The organism is Rhodococcus koreensis (genome assembly GCF_017068375.1).
Lineage (GTDB): Bacteria > Actinomycetota > Actinomycetes > Mycobacteriales > Mycobacteriaceae > Rhodococcus_F > Rhodococcus_F koreensis.
On the sequence record NZ_CP070609.1, the window covers coordinates 2,770,969 to 2,791,746 of the forward strand.

Here is a 20,778-nt window from a genome sequence, read left to right on the forward strand (position 1 = left end):
TTGCGTCACCCGACTACACCCGCCGACTTCGCGGCGCGCAGCCAGTCGGGGAACTCGCTGAGCAGGCGGCGGTACAGTTCGGCGTCGTCGATCCTGTCGAGGTCGTCGACGGCGAAAAACCCGGCGTTGTCGAGGGTCCGCCCGTCGAGGGTGTCGAGTTTCTCGAGCAGTCCGTAGTCGGCGCGGCCGATTCCGACGAACTGCCAGAACGCGGGCAGACTCGACGCCCGGCGCATGAGTTCGCTGATCTTGGCGCGCTGCTGGAATCCGCCGTCGGTGAAGAACAGCACGAGGGTGGGGGTCCCGCCCCGCGGCGGCAGACTGGAGACGATGTCGGTCATGATCGGCAGTTCGTCGTTGTAGCCGCCGATCGCCTTGTAGTCGATTCCGCCGTGGACGCCGCCGAGATGCAGGAACGTGTCGCACCAACTGTCGACCTCGTGGACGGCGATGTCGGGCAGGCGCGCGAAGTTCTTGGCGTAGAGATACGGTTCGAGGCGACCGTCGTCGTCGATCTGCGTGGCCACCGGCACCATCCGCTCGACCACCCGGTTGATCGCCCGGGTCGAATACTGACGCCGCATGCTGCCCGACTTGTCGATCACCAGAACGACCCGGGCGCGCGTCTCACCTGCACCCTTGTGCAGCAACACCTTCGCGACTTCACGCTTGCGCATGTCGAGCTTCTGCCGCTTCTCGAACATCAGACCCAGCTCGTCCGGCACCGTTCGCACGGCAACATCGTCGGCGGAGTCGGAATCCGTCACGTCGACGCCGTGCTCGGTGACGAGGACAGCGAGCCCGCCGTCCCACCCGGCCGAGACGTTGCGCACCTTCCATCCGGAACCACGCCGATACACCTCGACGAGTACGGCGGCGCGCTCGGTGCTCAGCCCGGACGCGTCCGCCCCCAGCGACACTCCGGAGTTCTCGATCACAACGCCCAACCCGACGCGATCGGCGAGACTGCCGGGCACCGAGTCGTCGAGGGCGACGGCGATACTGAGCTTGTCGATGTCGGCGGGCACCGCCGCGAGATCGAGGTCGACGCCGTCTGCCGCTGCCAACCGCACGGCCCCCTCGGGTGAACTGGGGTTGTTGAAGAAGACGAAATCCCCGTCGGACCGCACCCGTCCGTTCGCGCCGAGTTGGAAGACCATCAGGGCGACCTCGCCTCGGCGGGCACCGGCGACCGCGACACTCGTCGGCGAACAGACGATCTCGACGTTCTCGCCGCGCGCAAGACGTGTCACGGTGCACTCACCTTTCGTGGCCGGTCAGCGAATCCAGCACCGACGCCCGGTGGAGGGGGTGGTCCGGGAGCCGGTCGGGGGTCAGGATCCAGTCGTTGCCGGTCCACGGGTCGGAGACGGTGAGGACCCCCGACGTCGGAACCTGCTGGGCGATGCGTTCGAGCACCGCGACTCCCGGATCCGAAGCGGCGCCGGCGCTGTCACCGACGATGATCAGCGACGTTCCGACCGCGGGACCGTGGTCGGCGAGGTGCACGATGCGGGCGGCGTCCTCGGCGCCGTACCCGTGCGGGAAGTCGCCGAGGATCACCAGCCGCGGTTCCGGCAGGGTGCCCCGGATTCCGCTGCGGGCCGCCATCTCTGCGAGGTCGACACTCTCGGACAGCGCGGTGAGCCGGGCGGTGATGTCGGAGGCCGCGGACACGACGGGCGAGGCCAGGAGCGCCCCGAGGGGGTCGGTGAACGTGCGCAGCGAGCCGCTGAGGTCGACAACCTCCAGCCGCCCCGCCGCCGCGGGCGATGCCACCAGCATGCGCGCGGCCAGCGCCGCGACCACCGGTGCGGCCTCGGCCGGTTCGCCGACGATCCACAGAGGACGCCCCAGCGGGTAGTGGACGCAGAACGGAACCCGCAGTTCGCCGAGGTCGGGTGCGGACAACTCACCGAGCCTCAGGCCGTCCGGCACGGCGCTGCTCGTGACCGGGTTCGTCCACGCGGCGGATTCGAACGTCGCCAGCGACCGCGGCAGCAGCGGGTCGATGACGCGGAGTTCCTCGGCCAGTTGCGAAGTCTCGCCGTCGAATTTGCGTTGTGCCTCGGCGACGAGGGCGTCGGACCGCTCCTGCGCCCTGGCCTGCGACTGCGCGACCGCCGGACTGTTGCGGGTGGACGGGTCGGCCACCGACGCGGACAGTTCGTCGTCCAGCCGCGCCTGCGCGTAGTCGCGGGAGGACCGGAACGAGGCCGCCGACCGGGCGGCGTCCTCGAAGATCATCCACGCTCTCTCGAACGAGTGGGCCGGGTCGAGCGGGATGCCCGCCGGGCCGGCCGTCGCCGGAACCTCCTCGGCGACAGCATTCGCGGGTTCGTCCACGTCGACGCCGTGCCTGGTGACGAGTTCGGCGAGGCCGCCGTCGTATCCCTGCCCGACGGCACGGACCTTCCAGTCGGTGCCGCGGCGGTAGATCTCCAGGCAGATCGCGGCAGCCTCGGAGCCGACCAGAGGGACGTCGAAAACGACCACGGTAAGGCCGCTTTCATCGGTGAGCGTGGCCGACAGGCCCTCGCGGGCCAGCGTCGCCGGACCGGTCGGGGATGCCGGATCGACACTGACCACGCAGAGCACGCCCGCCGCGGCGGCGTCCACCTCGTCCATGTGCAGCCGGACCGTTCCATCCGCGTCGAGTTCCACGCCGGCGGCGCGCCGCTGGTTGTAGAACACGAAATAGTCCGAGGACAGCGCGCGGAGATCGCCGTCGACGATCAACGCCGAGACATCGACCGGTGTCGCGCCGACCGCGCGGAAACGCAGTACGCGCGACGGCAGCGGGGCGTTCTGCCCCGGAACGAGGTAGACCGTCACCAACCGCCCCTAGACGCCGAGGAACCGGGCGAGTTGAGGCGCGGCCTCACCGGCATGCTTGGCCTGGATGCCCTCACCGATGGCCTGCAGCTTCCATTCGCCGCCCACCCGGTACACCTTGGCCATCACCATTCCCGTGAACGGCATCCCGCCCTGCAGCGTGAACCGGGCGAGTTCGGCGTTCGACGTGGTGTCCACCAGGCGGCAGAACGCGTTCTTCACCTGCTCGAACGTGTGCCCCCGGTACGACGTCACGATGAACACGATGGTCGAGACGTGCGGCGGAATGCGGGTGAGATCCACGAGGATCACCTCGTCGTCGCCCGCGCCCTCGCCGGTGAGGTTGTCGCCCTGGTGCCGGATCGACCCGTCCTTCGACGTCAGCTGACCGTAGTAGGCGACGTCGACCATGTTGTTGTCCGCGAACAGGACCGCCGACGCGTCGAGGTCGACGTTGGCGGAACGGTTTCCGAACATGCCGCGCTTCTCGATCGGATCCCAGCCGAGTCCCATCTGGATGTACGTCAGCGCGACGCCACCGTCCTTGCGGAGCGTGACCTTCTGGCCCTTGCTCAGGCTGACCGGCCGCGACTTGGTGAGACTGACCTCGGCCGGAGCGGCGGGGGCAGCAGGAGCCGGGGGTGCAGGCGGTGCCACCGGTGCGGCGGCCGGCGGCGGGTAGGCAGCAGCGGGGGCGGCCTGCGGTGCCGGCGGCTGCTGGACCGGGGCGGCCGCGGGTGCGGGTGCGTCGTCGACGGACACGCCGTGATCGGTGACGAGTGCGGCGAACCCGCCGGCGTAACCCTGCCCGACGGCCCGCACCTTCCAGGCGCCCTGGCGTCGGTACAGCTCGAGCGCGATGACGATCGACTCGGAGTTCAGTCCGTCGATCCGGTACTCGTACAGCGCGTTTCCGGCGCCGTCGACGACCCGGGCCGTCGGCGGCGCGGAGCGGCCGAAGTTGCTGGTGGCGTCGTCGAGGGTGATGACCGCGCGCACCTGGGCGATGTCGGCGGGCACCGCGCCGAGGGACACCTTCAGCGACGCCGCCTGTCCGGGGGCCCCGGGCACGAGTTGCACACCGGGACCGGACGGCTGGTTGAAGAAGACGAAGTCGGCGTCCGAGCGGACCTTCCCCGAGTCCGTGACGAGCAGCGCGGACAGGTCGGCGGCGGCCGTCAGCTCCAGGGAGACGATGACGTCGTCGACGCTCAGTGGGCCGTTCTGGCCCTTGGCTAGCGGAGTGGACACTGCGGTGGTTCCTTCACTGTGGGAGCGTCGGGTTTGTCCCGTTTGGCCTGTTTGCCTACAACCTACAAAAGAGCGCCGGTGGCCGTCGTCCCCGCACCCCGCCCGACGCGGTCCGCGAACCAGCGCAGGATCTCCTCACCGGCGGCGATCCCGCTGCTTCCGGTCACGGACAGGGTCGGATGCTGCCAGCCGAGCGTTTCGAGTTCGCCGTGCCGGGGGCGGATGGCGGCGTCGGCGGCACTGAGCATGTTGGCGTCGAGCGCCCCGTCCCCCGCCGCGAGCACGGGCGCTTCCGGCTCGAGAACTCCGTCGTCGACGAGCCTCGACCGGACCTCCGCCACCGCACGGCTCTTGCACACCGCGTCGGGCATCGTGTAGATCTTGCGGCCCTGGCGGGACGCTCCCCAGCCCCGGTCGACGCACCAGTCGTTCCACTCCTCCACGAAGCCGGCCGGCATCGCGTCGAGGTCCACGACCAGGTAGGAGAACAACTCGTCGGCCACCCGGGACGACCGCACCCAGCTGTCGTCGATGCGACGACTCAGCTCGGCGCCGACCTCCACGAGAGAGGCTCCACCGTCGGCGATCGCGATGTCGACGCCCGACCGCCAGCCCGCATCGGGGACGCCGTCGACGAGGATGTTCCCGCCGTTGGTGGTGATCGCGTACCGCCACGGCGCCCCCGGCAGGTCGATGCGCTCGAACTGCGCGACGGTGCGCGTGGTGGTGGGCACGACCACCGCGGACGCGGTGAGCGTGCGCAACATGGCCTCGGCGGCCGACGTGACGTAGGACAGCGGTTTGCCGTCGTACACCTCGACGCACAGAAGGTTCTCGTCGCCGGGCCGCTCGGCCACGTCGCTCTCGGTGACGGCGAGTTCCATCGCCGCGCGCGAGTAGATCATGGTGCGGTCGAGGTCGGTCGCGATCAGCGCGGTCATGTCACATCCTTGATCAGGCCCATGCACGAATACGCCAGGCCGGGAACCTCTTCGACGGGAACAGAGCGCGCGGCGGCGAGTAGCCGGATGTGTGCGTGCTCGGGGGCGTCGAGGTCGCGGACGAGCACCCGCCACGGCACCCGGCGCAGCAGCACCCGCGTGGTTTCGCCGACGCCGGGCTTCACGAAGTTCACAGTCGAGATTCCGTACTGCTCCCGGACCGCCTCGACGGACTTCCAGCCGTCCCAGGTGGGTGTCCGGTCCGACCGCAGCAGTTCCTCGACGTCGCCGGGTACGTGCTCGCGCACGTCCGCGAAGGACGCGCTGACGGAGTCGAGGAGGTGATTGGACACGTCCTCGCCCGCGAGGTGCGCGTAGAACTTGGCGCCGTGGAAGTCGCCGGGGCCGATCAGCGTGTCGTTGAGGACGGTGCGCGACACCAGACCCGACACGGTGGAGTTCAGGCACGCCGACGCGATCAGGAAGTCGTCGCGGGTGCCGAACGTGCGGACGCAGTGCCCGGGATCCGCGAGGACGGCGAGGTCGTCGTCGAACTCGGCGCCACCGGCATCGCGGTAGTCGGCGAGTGCCTGCGACAACTCGCGGGCGATGGCGCCCTTGCCCGTCCAGCCGTCGACGAACACCACGTTTTTCGAGTCGTGATGACGCGCAAGGTAGTCGAGCGCGACGGCGTCGATCCCCCGGTCCCGGACAATGGAGACGGCGTAGTGCGGCAGCGTCAACCCGTGGACGTCCCGCGCCCAGCGGCGCATGAGCACACCCACCGGGGTTCCCGCACGTGCCAGGGACACGAGGGTGACGTCGTGGCCGCGCTCGGCCAGCACGAGGTCGGTGACCGTCCCCACGGCCCGCGCCAGCCGGATGGAGCTGTCCTGCAGCACCTTCTCGAACAGCTCGCGGTACTCCGCGTCGGGCTGGTATTCGATGGGCAGCGTCTCCGCGTAGTGGGCTGCACCCGACTGGATGCGGCGCTCCCGCTCGGCGACGTCGGCCTCGAGGTCGACGTGCGACAGGTCTGTGAGCAGCCAGCCCACCTCGTCGGCGGCGTACGAACCGAACGCCGGGCCGGTCAGCGGTGCCGTCACGACGAGGCTCCCGCGCGTGCGGCCCGCAGCGACCGCGGGTCGGCGCCGGACACGACGGCCAGCAGCACATCGGTTCCCGCCGCGGTGAGGACGTCGAGGAGTCCGCCGCGCGCGGTGAGCCGGTCGGTGTCGGCGGCGGCGTCGATCACCGCGACCACGACGGCGTCCTCGTCCGGCCACTGCGCGTTGTAGACGAACCGCGGCTGTTCTTCCCCGTCCTCGGGGGCGGTGAAGCGGAATCCGCGGCGCAGCGGGTATCCCGGCTGGTCGAGCACGTAGGCGGGCGACCGGGACGTCGTCTGGAATCGAACCCGGAACCCGGATGCGGCGAGCGTGTCCGCGAGACGCAGCGGAAGGTACATCAGCTCTTCGTGTCCGACGACGATCACCGGACGCTGCGGGTCGAGCCGATCACCGAGCGCGGCGGCCGCCGACGCGACGGCCGCATCGAACCCCTCGGTGTCTTCCCGCAGGAAGCCGTGACGCCCGCCCTCCGGAACTGCCGCGGGCCAGGGAATGTCGGCCCGCTCCACGGTCCCGGTCCGCGCGCCGACAGGGTTGAGCACGGGATCCGGAAGCGCACCAACACTGTCGGTCAGCCCGTCGGGAAGCTCGGTGCGCCCCAGCGCCAGACTCACGCTGTCGATCTGCACCCCGAGTTCGGCGGCGGCGGCATCGACGGCGTCCCGGTGGCCCTGGTCGCGCATGTCGACGAGCGACGCCACGACGTACCGGCTGCGCGGGTTCTGCCGGTGCAGCGCGCGGATCGCGTCGACCGCGGTGGCGCCCGTGGAGATCTCGTCGTCCACGAGGACGAGCGGACGATCGCCCGCGAACAACTCGACGGACGTCGGCTGCAGCTGATGGCTGGTCGCGTGCGAGTGCCCCTCCTCGAACCCGGCGGACGTCCCGATCTCGGGGACGTCCCGGCGCGTGGAGTGCAGGTAGCACCGGGCGCGCAGCCGCGCGGCGACGCAATGGCCCAGACCTGTTGCGGTCTCCGCGAACCCGAGCACGACGGGGTCCGCATCCGGTCCGAGGACATCGGCGACCAGATCACCGAGGCGGTCGCCGGCGCCGATTACCGCAGTCGGGTCGGTGGGCACGTGCTTGCCGAGGACCGTCGAGACGAGCAGGTGGGCACGTCGAGGGTTGCGCCGCAGACCCGGCTCGACGAGTTCGGGGATTGTCAGCCCCGAACTCGAATCCACGTGGGCGAGCGTCAACCCCAGATGCTCCGTGGCCCAGGGCACCGCGCGGACGGCGGTGGGTGAACTCATCGGACGGCCAGTGCGGTCAGTAGATCCACGAACGTGATTCCTTCGTTGGTCACGCCGAACACCTTCGCCCGGACGAGTGTCTTCTCGGCCCAGCTGCGGTGCGGGCGCATTTCGTTCATCTTGTTGCGGTACCCCGACGCCTGGACGCCGCCGACGCCCTCGGCGCCGAGAATGTCGAGCGCGTCGTGGTACTCCTCGTGCGTCACCGCGGACAGCGCGTGCACGGCCGCGACGTGCGTCGGGTGGATGACCGTCTTGCCCTGGATGCCGTTGGCGCGGTCGAGGGCGATCTCCCGGAGCAGACCGTCCAGGTCCCGGCTGACCAGCTGCTGGCGGAACCGCACCTCGTCGTGTTCCTCGAACGGCGTGGCGCGCAGGGTCGGGCGGAACATCCGCTCGTGATCGGCGAAGTACTCCCACACCGGACCGGTGATGACGTGCCCGGTCTCGTCGGCGCGGCCCAGGAAATTCACGATGCCAGCGATCGCGTCCGCGACCACCCGCACGTCGTAGATCGTCAGGTCGCGGTCGCGGCGGATGCCGAACGTGGCACACATGTCGGTGGCGCCGATGCGCACGGCGAGAATCCGCTCGCGGTGTTCGACGAGCAGTGCGCCGATCTTCGCGAGTTCGTCGTCTCGGGACTCGCGGTGCACCAGAGCAGGCGATTCGAGCACCGGCATCGCATACAACTGCTTGCCGAGCCGCTCCGACGCCGCGGCCAGCTCGTCGAGGAACGCACCGCCCGTCGCACTTCCGAACTTGGGAAATACGAACCCGGACAACACCTCGACGCCTGTGGTCAGCAGGTCGGCGATCCGCCGAAGGTCCTCGGCGGCCCGCACCCGGACGAACAACTGCATCCGCGCACCACCGTGGACCGCGAGCCGATCGAGGGCGTCGACGGCATTGAGCAGCGCCGCTTCCACCTGGTCGTCGGCCACCGCGTCCTCGAGGTCCAGGACCATCGAGCAGACCCCGTCACCGGACCGGCGCAGGATGGTGTCCGCGAGGTCGGACCTCGTCGCAGGCACGTACAGCGTCGCGCCCAGCGCGACGGCCAGCACCGTTCGATCCTCGTCCGGCCCGAGCGCCTGCGGAGCGTGCAGGAACAGCCGGCCGTGCGTCTCGGTATCGAGGTGGTGGAAATGCCGAACGTGCCGCACCGCCGGCATGGTCTCTTCGCTAATGCTCATCGTCCCCCCGTGTCATCGCTGCGCTGTGTGTCCTCTCATCTTCTGAACCACCTCGGCAATGAACGCCGACACGGCATCGAGCTGGGTGACGTACGCCCAGTAGTCGGGATGCCGCCCGGTCAGTGTCCCTGCAATTCGGTCAATTCGCTCGAGCTGAGCGTCGAGGACCGACCCCCATTCCCTCACGAGCCCACGATTGACAGCCAACATCTGGGCGTCGCGGAGGCGAAATCTGATCTCGTTCTCCTTCGCCCGCGGGTTCTCCCGGACCTCCCGGAGCAACAGCAGACGATCGGTGACGCCGTCGACGTTCGCCTCCGCGTCGACGAGATGGGTCCGCGCCGCGGCCGTCAGATCCAGCGCTCCCTCGGGGTTTCCCGCGGTCAGAGCCTTCTGCGCCTGCTGCAGATCGGTCTGCGCCTGCTCGATGTGCGTGCGGCTCTCGCGGTCGTTGTGGACGAGATCCGCCGAACTGGCCGCGTTGAATTCGCGGAGCAGGGCCGAGTAGGCGGGCGCGAGCCGTTCGGCCCGAGTCTGCACCGCGGCGATCCTCGTCGACACCGACGACACGGCGTGCGCGGCATCCCGCTCCTTGGACGGAGCCGCGGCCAGCGCCTTCTCGAGCGCCGCCGCCTCCTCCCGCACCCGCGCCGCCGCGGCGCGGACCGGGTTGGCGCCGCGGGCACCCTGCAGCGCCACGACCGCGGCATCGAGTGCGGCTCCCCGGTCGCGCACCGACGGGTAGCCGGCGTAGGCGGCGCCCTCGGTCTGCACCCGGCGCTGCGCCGCAGCGGCGACCTGCAGTGCCTGCTGGGCAACCTGGGGTACGGCCGCCAGCATCGCGGTCGACTCCTCGAGATGGCCGCGATGTGTGCGATAGAACTCGTCGAGGGTCTGCGTCGCCGCCACCAACTGCCGCGTCACCTGCTCGTACGCGGCGGCGGCCGCCGGCGTCTCCACGTTCTCGAACCGGTCTTCCGCCGCGAGGTACGCCGTCGCGGCCTGGTAGCACCCGTCGCGGACCGGTTCCCACGCCCGGCGGATTCCGCGTTCCGGAGTCAGCTCTGCGGAGGCGTCCACGGCCGCGGCGGCAATGCTCTGCCGGTTGTCCATATCGAGAAACGCTGCGACCATCGTGTCGTGGGCGCGACGAGCCGAGTCGTCGCCCCGGGCTCTTCCTCGGAAGCGTCCCGCCCATCCGCTCGTCACGCCCTGAATCGTACTGGTCGGGGCGACAACTCCGAGTGGACCGGAATTGCCTGTGCACAAACCTGTGGACAGATCGACGGATGGGACAAGTCGGACAAATTCATTATCGTGGTGTCGCACGACGAACTCGGAACTTCGACAGCTGTCGAGGGTCCACCCACCTCCTCTCGAAAGGACCCCTGAATGGGCGTCAGCTTGACCAAGGGCGGCAATGTTTCTCTCACGAAGGAGGCGCCGAACCTGACGGCGGTGGCTGTCGGACTCGGATGGGATGCCCGCTCGACCACCGGCACCGACTTCGACCTCGACGCCAGCGCCATCGGTGCGGGTGCCGACAAGAAGGTCGTGTCGGACCAGCACTTCGTGTTCTTCAACAACCTGCGCTCCCCCGACGGCTCGATCGAGCACGTCGGCGACAACACCACCGGTGAGGGCGAGGGCGACGACGAGGTGATCAACGTCAACCTGGCGGCGGTCCCCGCGAACATCGAGAGCATCCTGTTCCCCGTCTCGATCTACGACGCGGAAACGCGTTCGCAGTCGTTCGGCCAGGTCCGCAACGCGTACATCCGCGTCGTCGACCAGGCCAACGGCAACGAGCTCGCCCGCTACGACCTGTCCGAGGACGCGTCGACCGAAACCGCTATGGTTTTCGGCGAGCTGTACCGCCACGGCGCGGAGTGGAAGTTCCGTGCCATCGGCCAGGGCTACGCGTCCGGGCTGGCCGGTATCGCCCGCGACTACGGCGTCAACGTCTGACAGTCGTTTCGTTCTTCAGCCGGGGGAGGGTTTCACGGCACCGACGTGAAACCCTCCCCCGGTGTTCGTCCCCTGCAGTAACCACCCTGCATGCCCACTAGAGAAAGGCCACGCTTCGTGGTTCTGCGAATATTCGGTCTCTCCTTCGCCGTGACGGTGATCTCCCTCATCATCGCCGCGATCTACGGGGGCCCCCAGGCCGTCCTCCTCGTGGTGATCCTCTCGATCCTCGAGATCTCGCTGTCCTTCGACAACGCCGTCATCAACGCCACCGTCCTGCGCCGCATGAGCGAGTTCTGGCAGAAGATCTTCCTCACCGTCGGCATCGTCATCGCGGTGTTCGGCATGCGCCTGGTCTTCCCCCTCGTCATCGTCTGGCTGGCCTCCGGCCTCGGTCCCGTCGCCGCCCTCGACCTGGCCCTCAACCCGCCCGCCGACGGCGCCGCGTACTTCCCCGACGGCAGCGCCAGCTACGAAACCCTGCTCACCGACGCGCACCCGCAGATCGCGGCGTTCGGCGGTATGTTCCTGCTGATGCTGTTCCTCGGCTTCATCCTCGAAGAGCGCGAGATCACCTGGCTGTCCTGGCTGGAGAAGCCCCTCGCCCGCGCGGGCAAGCTCGACCAGCTGGCCGTCATCCTCGCCGGCGTCCTGCTGCTGATCACCGCCGCCTACATCGCCCCCGAGGACACCGTGTCCACGGTGATGATCGCCGGCGTCCTGGGCATGGTCACCTACATCGCCGTCAACGGTCTGGGTGAACTGTTCAACACCCCCGAGGAAGACGAGGACGGCGAACCGATCGAAGGATCCACCGGTGGCCCGACCGCGCTGGCCAAGGCCACCGGCAAGGCCGGGTTCTTCCTCTTCCTCTACCTCGAGGTCCTCGACGCGTCGTTCTCCTTCGACGGTGTCATCGGCGCCTTCGCAATCACGTCCGACCCGATCATCATCGCCCTCGGCCTCGGCTTCGTCGGCGCGATGTTCGTCCGTTCCATCACCGTGTTCCTGGTCCGCAAGGGCACGCTCTCGGACTACGTGTACCTCGAGCACGGCGCCCACTGGGCCATCGGCGCACTGGCCGTGATCCTGCTGGTGTCCATCGGCTACCACGTCAACGAGAACGTCACCGGCCTCGTCGGTGTCGCCCTCATCGGCGCCGCGTTCATCTCCAGCATCGTCCGCAACCGCAAGGCCGCCGCGGCGGTCGGCGAAGCGGCAGACGACGTGGACGAGCAGAACCCGGTGTCCGTCGGCTAGGTTCTGCCTGTACTCACATCCAGCGGCAGTGCACGTGACTCGGTCACGGGCACTGCCGCTCGACACTGGAAAGGGCACCATGGGGCGGCTGCTCGGCAAGTCGAAGAAGGTGGTGGAGGCGCAGCTCGCCGGAACCACCATCCGGGCGATTCAGGGTTCGATGATCGCCTACGAGGGCAATGTCAGTTTCAAGTCGGCAGGCTTCGGTGGCGGCGACGGTGTCCTCGCCGGGATGAAGCGGCGTGCCACAGGCGAGGCGCTGTCGCTGATGGAGTGCTCCGGCCACGGTGTCGTGTATCTCGCCGTGGGCGGACAGTACGTCTCGGTCGTCGACCTGGCGAACGAGACCCTGCAGGTCGAATCGCAGCAACTTCTCGCGCTGAGCGGCAACCTGAACACCAACGTCACGTTCACCGGACTGCGCGGCGGGGTCGGCGGTCAGGGCCTGTTCACCACGACCGTCTCCGGTCAGGGTCAGGTGGCCCTGCTGTCGGCGGGCGGACCGCTCATCCACCTCGAGGTGTCGCCGCAGTACCCCCTCGTAGTCGATCCCGACGCGTTCGTCTCGGCGCGCGGGCAGGTGACGCAGTCGTTCGTGACCGACGTGTCGTGGCGCAACGCCGTCGGCCAGGGCAACGGTGAGGCCTTTTCCCTCAAGTGGGACGGTCACGGCGTCGTCTCCATCCAACCGGCAGAGCGGTGAGCCCCATGGTCTTCTCGAAAGTGAACTCGAAGGTCGTCAAGGTCGACGTCGGCGCCGCAGGCGGTGTGGTGGCCCGCACCGGCGCGATGCTGTTCTACACCGGTCAGGTCCAGTTCTCTCCGCACCAGGTGCCCGGTTCCCAGTCGATGGCGGGCATGGGTGGATTCACCCGGATGGCCGGACGCATGATGCAGGGCGAGCACGAACGCACGATGCTGGCGCAGGGGCAGGGCGAGGTGCACTACGGCCACGCCGGGCTCGAGGTGCACGTCGTCGACATGTCGCAGGGCGGCACCCTGTGCGTCGAGGCGTCCCGGCTCCTCGCCCACAACGCGGGACTGCAGAGTTCAGTGGTCTCGGTGGTGAGTCAGGGCGGCGGTGGCGGCGGGCGCGGCATGCTCGGCGCGCTGCGCGGTGCGGCGGCAGGAGCCCTGTCCGGCACCGGAATGTTCACGACGCAGCTGTCCGGGTACGGGTCGGCGGTCCTGCTCGCGCACGGCGGCTTCATCGAACTCCCGGTGGGCGGACCGAATCCGGTGTTCGTCGACCCCGACGCGTTCGTCGGCACGTACGGGAGCGTCCAGGTAGAACTGAAATCCGCCGTCGGCTGGCGCGAGGCCATGGGCCGCGGCGTCGGAGAAGCGATGCAACTGCAGTGCACCGGTCAGGGAATCGTCTACGTTCAGGCCTCGGAGGAGAAACTGTGACCGCCATCCACAATCCGTCGACGCTGGGCGCCAGCGACAACATTCCCGACAACAGCTACGCGTTCTGCATCGACCTCACCGCGCCCTGGTTCATCCGCAAGGGTGCGATGATCGCGTACTACGGCCAGATGCAGTTTCAGGCGCTGACCCACGGATTGCACGGCGCCGCACTGCACATGGTCGCCAACCAGTTCTCGGCGCCGCTGTACATGGGCGACTACGCGGTGGCCGAAGGATTCGGGAAACTGATCATCGGCGACCGCGGGTACGACATCAACTCGTACGACCTCGACGACGGAAACCTCACGATCCGGGCATCGAATCTCCTTGCGTTCGAACCGGGTCTGTCGCTGAACCAGTCCATCGTGCCGGGATTCCTGACCCTCATCGGGACCGGGAAGTTCCTGGCGTCGTCCAACGGTCCGGTGATGTTCGCGGAACCGCCGCTGCGGATCGACCCCGAGGCGCTCGTCGGGTGGGCCGACTGCCCGTCCCCGAGCCACCATTACGACCAGGGATGGATCAGCAACTTCCTCGCCGCGGGCGCCCACATGATGGGTATCAACTCCGGGGAGGAGCGGCAGTTCGACTTCACCGGCGCCGGAACGGTTCTGATCCAGTCCAGCGAGAAGGTCCTCAGCGACACCCATGTCGTGCGCAGCATCGAGGGCCAGATCCACGGGATCACGCCGAGCGGTCTGCAGCGACTCAACGGGGTGATCGCCGCCAAGCTGGCGGAGCAGCCTCGCTGACGTGCAGGAGATTGCCAGGCTGAACGAAGAGTTGTGGCAGGGACGGGGAGCAATCTGATCTGTGTCAGGAAGTTCTGACACCGCATCCGATACGTTCCAGGAGGAACCGCATGAAGTCTGTCGTGACCAAGGCCGTCGCAACCGGTGGTATCGCCCTCGCAGCACTCGGCATCGGAGCCGGCGTTGCCAGCGCCGACCCGGTGGGCCACAACCCCGCCCCCGCCCAGCAGCAGCAGGCACCGCAGCCCCAGCCGCAGCAGCAGCACGCTCCGCAGCAGCAGGCACCGGCGCCGAGCCCGCACGGATTCTGGTTCTTCGGCACCTGGGTTCCGCTGCCCTGATCTGCGTTTCCTCACAGGACGAAGGTGCCCTTCGACGCTCCCACGGCGCCGAAGGGCACCTTCGTATTTCTACCGGCCGTATTTCTACCGGCCGTAGTGCTACCGGGTGGGCCGCATACTCGGATTGGGGCCGAGTGTGATCGTCCGGGTCCTCGGCAGCAGCCCGATCTCCTTCCACCCCGCGGTCAGCGTGATCGTCCCAGATTCCGGGTAGTCGCTGATCCAGTAGTGCGGCGCGGAGTGATATTCGGACGCGTCCGCGGCCGCGGGCGTCGACGTCGAATGCGGGTGCCGGGCGTCGGCGACGCCCTCGAGGTCGTCGACCCGGACGTTCACCGCGAGATACGACCAGCGCGCCGAGGGGTCGTCGGGATCGTCGAGCGGACGCGTCTCGTGACGCGCAAGATCAGCGGATCTGCCTCTCGCCGTCAGCTCGATGCGCAGCAGCATGCCCTTCGGGTGGGCGACGACCTCCGACAGACGTAGGCTCACATCGCGGCTCGTCACGAGCTCGACCGGCCCGTGGACCACGATTCCCTCCGTGGCAGGCGGTGGTGCCGCCGGCCACCGCCTCTTGCGCACGACTCAATCGTCCCACCGCCTCCGATCCGCTGCCACAGCTACGTTCCGCGCACTCAGGGCAGCTGGGCCATGCCGTACACATTCGTCGCGCGGACCCGGAGCACCTGCCTGCGCTCGGACACCATTGCGCGGCGGAAATCTTCCCAGTCGTCGTGCTCTTTCCCCGCTGCCTGCCGGAACACCTCGACGAGTTCGTCCGCCGCCGCGTCGTGCGGGTCCGTCACCACCGCGCTCAGTTCCGCGTCGCCCTCCACCACCGCGTAACTCCAGAAGTCGGTCGCGCTGACGTGCAGCGACACCCGGGGGTCGCGCGCGGCGTTGCGGGTCTTGGCCCGATCCGCCGTCACCGACACCCGCGCCGTCTGCGTGTCGGGATCCCAGGCATAGATCACGTTCGACATTTGGGGGCGTCCGTCGCGTTTGACCGTCGCGAGGACGGCCCGGTTGTGTGTGGCGACGAGGTCGAGAAGTGGACGCCGGTCGTCATTCGCATCGAGGGTCATGTCTCACCCAACCACGGTCGCCGAGGCGGTGTTCCCGGCGGCCCTCGGCGGCCTCGTCCGGATCGGTGTGATCGGACTCGTCTGGCGATCCAGGGCGCTCCTACCGACGAGTAGGGTGGATGTATCGCAAACTCATTGGCCGATAACGTGTTCCGGCTACTCGTTGGTAGACGTTCTCGTGTGGGATCTGTGGTTTTTCTCGGGTACGCTCTCGTGATCCCGAGCCGGAAGGACCACACGTGAACGACTCATATCTCGTCATCGGCGAAACCACCGTGGCCCGACGGGTCTGTGCATCCCTTCGCGAAAGGGACTTCGACGTCCGCCATCTCGTCGCCCCCGACGACGACGAACTGCGCCTGGCGATGGCGGACGAACCGCGCGGGATGGCGATCCTGGTGCGCGACGACGTCGTCGCTCTGCGGTACGCGCTGGCCGCCGCGCACATCTCGGCGTCGATTCCGTTGGTGGTGACGATCTTCGACCGCACGGTCGCGGACCAGCTGTCCCACCTGCTCCCGCAGTGCACGGTGACGTCACCGGCAGACCTCGCAGCGCCGACGCTCGCCGGTCCGTGCCTGGACCCCGAACTCGTCGCGGCCCGGCACGCGGGCGAGCACATGCTGACGGTCCGGACGATCGACGGCCACCCCGAGGCTGCGCACGTCGACCTGCCCCGGCGGAACTGGTGGCGCACGGTGGCGACCGGCGCGACGGGTCTGCTGCGGTCGCACGACATCGGTACGCGCATCCTGCTCGGTGGGCTCGCAGGACTCCTCGCCGTCCTGTTCGCCGACTGGCTGTGGCTGATCCTCGGTCAGCACGTGGCGCCGCTCGACGCGTTCAACGAAGCCGTCCGCGTGGTGACCACCGTGGGCCCGGGAGCCGACACCCACGGCAGCCCCGCCTACGCCGTGTTCGCGTCGGTGGCGATGCTCTTCACCGTGGTGTTCACCGCCATGTTCACCGCCGGAATCATCGAGCGCCTGCTCGGCCCCCGGCTCGTCGGCCTGGTGGGCAGCCGGGTCCTGCCCCGGTCGGGCCACGTCATCGTCGTGGGTCTCGGCCAGGTCGGCCTCCGGCTGTGCCGGGAACTGCAGGCGCTCGGGGTCGCGGTGGTGGGCGTCGAGCGCGACCCCCACGCCAAGAACCTGCGACTCGTGCGGTCGATGAACATCCCGACGGTCGTGGGGCACGGTGGCGACCGCGAACTCCTCGAACGGCTGGGCGTGCGCCGCGCGCTGGCGCTGGCCGCGGTCGGCTCCGACGACCTCGACAACATCGCCGTGTCCGTGGCAGCGCAGGCCCTGTCCCCCGGACTTCGACTGGTCCTGCGGGCCGGTGAGCAGGAGGCCATCGCGGAGACGAGGTCGCTGCTGCGGCTCGGGATCATCCGCGACGTCACCAGCCTCAGTGCCACGTACGTGGTGGCCGAGCTGATCGGCCTGCACCCGCAGGGCGTCGTGGCGGACGGCAGCCACCTCTACCTGGAGGTGGCGACCGCGGACACGTCCGAGCCCGTCTTCACGGAACTGCCCGTGTCGCCGCGGATGAGCTGCCGCCACCTCGTCACTGCGTAGCGACCTAGCCGGTCACGGCCAGCGCGTCGATCTCGACGAGCATGACCTCGTGCGGGAGGTCGACGAAAACCGTGGTGCGGCACGGCAGCTGACCGCTCGGGACGTTCTCCGCGATGAACTCGCCGTACACGTCGTTCATCGCCGCGAAGTCGTCCCGGGTGGTGAGGTAGACACGGAACATCAGCACGTCTTCCACGCTCGCACCGCCGGCCTCGAGGATCGCCTTGACGTTCTCGAGGGTGCGACGGGTCTGCTCGCGCACGTCGCCTTCGGCGATGTACTTGTTCGTGACGGGGTCCATCGGGCCCTGCCCCGACACCTGGAGCATGTTGCCCTTCTTGATGCCCTGGCTGAACGTGTGCGCGGGGGCGGGGGCGCCTTCGGTGCGGATGACGGTGGTGTCGGACATATCGATACTCCTGTGTGTCGTTACTTTTCGGTGGACGGGGACGGTCAGGGCTGGGCGCGGTATCCGCAGTCTCGGGAGATCCGCGCCCCCACGGCCTGGAGGGGTTCGAGCAGGTCGAGGACGCGTTCGTAGCTGAGAACGACGTCGGGCACCGAGACCGAGACGGCGGCGACGACGCGACCGGACGCGCCGCGAATGGGCACTCCGATGCAGTTGACGGACGGCTCGTTCTCCTCCTGATCGTGCGCCCAGCCCTGCTCTCGGACCATACGGATCTCGTCGAGGTAGCCTTCGGGCGTCGTGATCGTGTTGGCGGTGCGGGAGGAGAAATCCATCGAGTCGACGACGGTCCGCAGTTCCGAATCCGGCAGGTCGGCGAGGATCACCTTCGCGACGGCGGTCGAATTGAGATTGGCGCGCAGCCCGATTCGCGAGTACATCCGAATCTGATCGTGCGATTCGAGTTTGTCGATGTACACCACGTCGCCGCCCTCCATCGCCGCGAGGTGCGTGGTGCGCCCGTATTCGCGGTTGAACGCGACGAGGTGCGGTGACGCGATGCGCCGGACTTCCCGCTGATCGGTGGCCTGTGCGGCGAGTTCGAAGATGCGGGAACCGAGGTGGTACTGGTTGCTGTTGTCGCGGAACGTGAACCGCTCGTCGGACAGCGTCCGCAGCAGCCGCAGCACGGTGGTCTTGTGGACTCCGGTCGATTCGGCCAGCTGGTCGAGGTTGGCGGGGCCGTTGCCGAGTTGCACCAGCAGGTGCAGGGCGCGGGAGACACTCTGACTCATCGTTCACTCCACTTTCACGAGAGAGAAGCCGTCGGCGGTGACGCTCGTTGCCGCCCAGTCCGATTCGGAACAGTGCAGCATCGCGTCGAGCAGTGCGGCGGGCGGCGGGGGCGCCGAGTCGGCGGCGACGGTCAGGGTGGCGGCGGCACCGATGTGCCCGCGGCGCAGGCAGCGCGCCTGATCCTCGCCGCGCACCACACCACTGAGATATCCGGCGGCGAAGGCATCGCCCGCGCCGACGGGTTCGACGACGTCCACGCGGAGTGCGGGAACGGCGATGCTGCGACCACTCCGGTCGACGGCCAGGGCCCGGTGCGCGCCGTCCTTGACGACGACGGTGGCGGGCGCGGGCAGGATCAGCCGCAACTCGTGCGGATCCGCGGTGCCCAGCACGCGCAGGGCCTCGTCGGCGCCGACGAGCACCAGATCGGCGAGATTCGCCAGTTCCACGACCATCCGCGGGTCGCCGTCCGGCCACAATTGCTCACGCCAGTTGACGTCGAAGCTGACGACACCGGAGATCCCCGGCCTGTCGCGGAGCAGTCGCCGCATCAGGGCGAGGCACGAATCGGACAGGGCCGGTGTGATTCCGCTGCAGTGGACCACGGCGGCGCGGCCGAACAGTTCCGCGACCGCCGGCCGGTCGAGGAATCCGGGGTCCATGGCCGACGCCGCCGAACCCGCTCGGGAGTACAGGCTGTCGGTCCGCGGCTCGCCGTGCTCGTCGAGGGCGGTGGTCTTCGAGTAGTGACCGGTGGGCCGCTCGGGGTCGATCTCGATCGCGCGGACGTCGACGCCCCGCGCCCGCAGTTCGGTGCGGATGAGGGTGCCGAACTCGTCGTCGCCGAGCCGTCCGACCCAGGCGGCCGGGACACCGAGCGCGGCGAGACCTGCGGCGACGTTCGCCTCCGCGCCTGCGAGGTGGAGTGCCGAGTCCGGGGCCACCAGCACCATCGCCTCACCGAGGCACGCGACACCGGACTCGGGGGTGGGGGTCGATTCCTGCACTTGTTACCTCTGCGACTGCTCGGACCGGCACGGGGTTGGGTTTCGAGAGCCCTCGCCGCGGTGATGCATGCCGCATCGGACCGTTGACGATGACCCAGGCCAATGCTAGACATAGGAGACGCAAAAACGCAATCACCGTTGCATACAGCGCAACGTAGCACTTCACGGCCCTTCTTCCGATGTCGGCCAGCCCCACAGAACCCGAACGACAGGATCGACGATGACGATCAGCGGAACGGACGCACTCGATTCCGGTGCCTTGGCGGAGCTCGACGAGCTGCGCCTGTCCGACGTGGACAAAGCCCTCCCCTCCGCGGCGAACGGCCACACCAAGGCCGAGTTCCTCGCCACCCGGCCGAGGCTGTCCGCCTTCAGCACCCCGGTGATGGTGCTCGACGAGACGGCCATCGCCGGCAATCTCGACACCATGGCGGCGTGGTGCCGAACGCACGGAGTCGACCTCGCTCCGCACGGGAAGACGACCATGTCACCGGTGCTGTGGGACCGGCAGATCCGCGGCGGCGCGTGGGGGATCACGCTGGCGAACTTCGGTCAGCTCCGGGTGGCGGTGCGATTCGGCGCGCGCCGGGTGCAGATCGCGAACTCGCTCGTCGACCCGACCGCCCTGCTGTGGCTGGCCGAGCAGATGGAAGCCGACCCGGAACTCGAAGTCCTGATGTGGGCCGACTCCCCGCAGACGGTCGACGCGATGACCGCGGCGCTCGCGGACGTTGCGGTGGCCCGTCCGCTGCCCGTGCTCGTCGAACTCGGCGGAGAGGGAGGACGCACCGGCGCACGCTCCGTGGCCGAAGCCGTGGCAGTAGCCGAACGTATCGGGAAGAGCCCCGCACTGCGGTTGGCCGGCGTCTCCGGTTACGAGGGCGCCCTCGCACACGACGCCTCCGAGGAGTCCCTCGCCCGGGTCCGCGCGTACCTCCGGTCGATGGCCGAATTGCATCGCCGGCTCGAGGCCGAGGGTCGATACCCGGAGGATCTGGACGTGTACGTGACCGCGGGCGGCAGCGCCTACTTCGACGTGGTCGCCGAGGTGCTCGCCGAACTCGCAGGCGGCAGAACCAAAGTGGTGGTCCGCGCCGGCGCGTACATCATTCACGACGACGGCTTCTACACCGGGATCTCACCGTTCGGCCGTGGCGAAGACACGCAGGCGCGTCGCCTCACGTCGGCGATGCACACGTGGGCCCGGGTGGTGTCCCGCCCCGAGCCGGGCCTCGCCCTGCTCGACGCAGGCAAGCGCGACGTCCCGTTCGACGAAGGACTCCCCACCGCGCAGGCCGTCGCCGGCCAACTCGGGGCGACGCCGCGGCCCCTCGTCGGCGCCGAAGTGACCGCCGTCAACGACCAGCACGCGTTCCTCCGGCTCGATCCCGCACGGCCCGAACACGATCTGCGCGTCGGCGACGTCGTCCGGCTCGGTCTCTCCCACCCGTGCACCGCGTTCGACAAGTGGCGGTGGATTCCGGTCGTCGGCGACGACTCCGACGATCCGGTCGTCGTCGACCTGATCCGCACCTTCTTCTGATCCCCGGCCGAGGACTCAC

General features: G+C 68.8%; 21 protein-coding genes. 8 read left to right on the plus strand and 13 right to left on the minus strand.

Annotation, left to right across the window (positions count from 1 at the left end):
- Nucleotides 1-5: 5 nt before the first annotated feature.
- The 8 genes from JWS14_RS12810 to JWS14_RS12845 all read right to left on the minus strand — a co-directional run bounded on the left by JWS14_RS12810 (nt 6) and on the right by JWS14_RS12845 (nt 9,743).
- Nucleotides 6-1,253: a vWA domain-containing protein gene (locus tag JWS14_RS12810; protein ID WP_206013400.1), complete on the minus strand. Its 1,248-nt coding sequence runs from the start codon at nt 1,251-1,253 to the stop codon at nt 6-8.
- A gap of 7 nt (nt 1,254-1,260) precedes the next feature.
- Complete coding sequence (locus JWS14_RS12815; RefSeq protein ID WP_072946364.1) at nt 1,261-2,835, minus strand: TerD family protein; 1,575 nt, start codon at nt 2,833-2,835, stop codon at nt 1,261-1,263.
- Between the two features lie 9 nt (nt 2,836-2,844).
- Complete coding sequence (locus tag JWS14_RS12820) at nt 2,845-4,086, minus strand: TerD family protein (protein ID WP_206013402.1); 1,242 nt, start codon at nt 4,084-4,086, stop codon at nt 2,845-2,847.
- Between the two features lie 62 nt (nt 4,087-4,148).
- Entirely contained in the window at nt 4,149-5,027 is an 879-nt protein-coding gene (locus JWS14_RS12825) for an HAD family hydrolase (protein ID WP_095862332.1), read from the minus strand.
- Complete coding sequence (locus tag JWS14_RS12830) at nt 5,024-6,133, minus strand: cysteine protease StiP family protein (RefSeq protein WP_206013404.1); 1,110 nt, start codon at nt 6,131-6,133, stop codon at nt 5,024-5,026. Before JWS14_RS12830 ends, JWS14_RS12825 begins: the two co-directional genes overlap by 4 nt.
- Nucleotides 6,130-7,413, minus strand: coding sequence for a phosphoribosyltransferase family protein (locus JWS14_RS12835; protein ID WP_206013406.1), 1,284 nt, complete (start codon nt 7,411-7,413; stop codon nt 6,130-6,132). Before JWS14_RS12835 ends, JWS14_RS12830 begins: the two co-directional genes overlap by 4 nt.
- Nucleotides 7,410-8,609 (minus strand): HpcH/HpaI aldolase/citrate lyase family protein, encoded by a 1,200-nt coding sequence (locus JWS14_RS12840; protein WP_072946369.1) that lies wholly within the window; start codon nt 8,607-8,609, stop codon nt 7,410-7,412. The genes JWS14_RS12835 and JWS14_RS12840 overlap by 4 nt, the downstream gene beginning before the upstream one ends.
- Nucleotides 8,610-8,621: 12 nt before the next feature.
- Entirely contained in the window at nt 8,622-9,743 is a 1,122-nt protein-coding gene (locus JWS14_RS12845) for a hypothetical protein (RefSeq protein WP_072946370.1), read from the minus strand.
- Between the two features lie 258 nt (nt 9,744-10,001).
- On the opposite strand from JWS14_RS12845, the gene JWS14_RS12850 reads away from it, so the two are divergent.
- The 6 genes from JWS14_RS12850 to JWS14_RS12875 all read left to right on the plus strand — a co-directional run bounded on the left by JWS14_RS12850 (nt 10,002) and on the right by JWS14_RS12875 (nt 14,340).
- Entirely contained in the window at nt 10,002-10,577 is a 576-nt protein-coding gene (locus JWS14_RS12850; RefSeq protein WP_072946371.1) for a TerD family protein, read from the plus strand.
- 117 nt (nt 10,578-10,694) lie between these two features.
- Nucleotides 10,695-11,837: a DUF475 domain-containing protein gene (locus tag JWS14_RS12855; protein ID WP_072946372.1), complete on the plus strand. Its 1,143-nt coding sequence runs from the start codon at nt 10,695-10,697 to the stop codon at nt 11,835-11,837.
- 79 nt (nt 11,838-11,916) lie between these two features.
- Nucleotides 11,917-12,540, plus strand: coding sequence for an AIM24 family protein (locus tag JWS14_RS12860; protein WP_072946373.1), 624 nt, complete (start codon nt 11,917-11,919; stop codon nt 12,538-12,540).
- Between the two features lie 5 nt (nt 12,541-12,545).
- Complete coding sequence (locus JWS14_RS12865; RefSeq protein WP_072946374.1) at nt 12,546-13,247, plus strand: AIM24 family protein; 702 nt, start codon at nt 12,546-12,548, stop codon at nt 13,245-13,247.
- A complete protein-coding gene (locus JWS14_RS12870) occupies nt 13,244-13,999 on the plus strand; it encodes an AIM24 family protein (RefSeq protein WP_012689382.1) in 756 nt (251 codons plus the stop codon). Before JWS14_RS12865 ends, JWS14_RS12870 begins: the two co-directional genes overlap by 4 nt.
- 110 nt (nt 14,000-14,109) lie before the next feature.
- Nucleotides 14,110-14,340 carry a hypothetical protein gene (locus JWS14_RS12875; protein ID WP_072946376.1) on the plus strand — a complete coding sequence of 77 codons (231 nt, stop codon included), beginning with the start codon at nt 14,110-14,112 and terminating at the stop codon, nt 14,338-14,340.
- A gap of 99 nt (nt 14,341-14,439) precedes the next feature.
- Here the strand turns inward: JWS14_RS12875 and JWS14_RS12880 are convergent, their stop codons facing one another.
- Entirely contained in the window at nt 14,440-14,922 is a 483-nt protein-coding gene (locus tag JWS14_RS12880) for a hypothetical protein (RefSeq protein ID WP_206013408.1), read from the minus strand.
- A gap of 53 nt (nt 14,923-14,975) precedes the next feature.
- Nucleotides 14,976-15,425 carry a PPOX class F420-dependent oxidoreductase gene (locus tag JWS14_RS12885; RefSeq protein ID WP_206013409.1) on the minus strand — a complete coding sequence of 150 codons (450 nt, stop codon included), beginning with the start codon at nt 15,423-15,425 and terminating at the stop codon, nt 14,976-14,978.
- Nucleotides 15,426-15,664: 239 nt separating this feature from the next.
- Here JWS14_RS12885 and JWS14_RS12890 point away from each other — a divergent pair, with 239 nt between their 5' ends.
- A complete protein-coding gene (locus tag JWS14_RS12890; RefSeq protein ID WP_072946379.1) occupies nt 15,665-17,005 on the plus strand; it encodes a potassium channel family protein in 1,341 nt (446 codons plus the stop codon).
- A gap of 4 nt (nt 17,006-17,009) precedes the next feature.
- Here JWS14_RS12890 and JWS14_RS12895 read toward each other — a convergent pair whose 3' ends face one another.
- From JWS14_RS12895 to JWS14_RS12905, 3 genes are read right to left on the minus strand one after another with little or no spacing between them, the layout of a single operon-like run.
- Complete coding sequence (locus JWS14_RS12895) at nt 17,010-17,414, minus strand: RidA family protein (RefSeq protein ID WP_005251231.1); 405 nt, start codon at nt 17,412-17,414, stop codon at nt 17,010-17,012.
- 44 nt (nt 17,415-17,458) lie between these two features.
- Nucleotides 17,459-18,208, minus strand: coding sequence for an IclR family transcriptional regulator (locus JWS14_RS12900; protein ID WP_206013411.1), 750 nt, complete (start codon nt 18,206-18,208; stop codon nt 17,459-17,461).
- Nucleotides 18,209-18,211: 3 nt separating this feature from the next.
- Entirely contained in the window at nt 18,212-19,216 is a 1,005-nt protein-coding gene (locus tag JWS14_RS12905) for a sugar kinase (protein ID WP_206013413.1), read from the minus strand.
- A 220-nt stretch (nt 19,217-19,436) separates the two neighbouring features.
- Here JWS14_RS12905 and JWS14_RS12910 point away from each other — a divergent pair, with 220 nt between their 5' ends.
- Entirely contained in the window at nt 19,437-20,759 is a 1,323-nt protein-coding gene (locus tag JWS14_RS12910) for an amino acid deaminase (protein ID WP_206013415.1), read from the plus strand.
- Nucleotides 20,760-20,778: the final 19 nt, after the last annotated feature.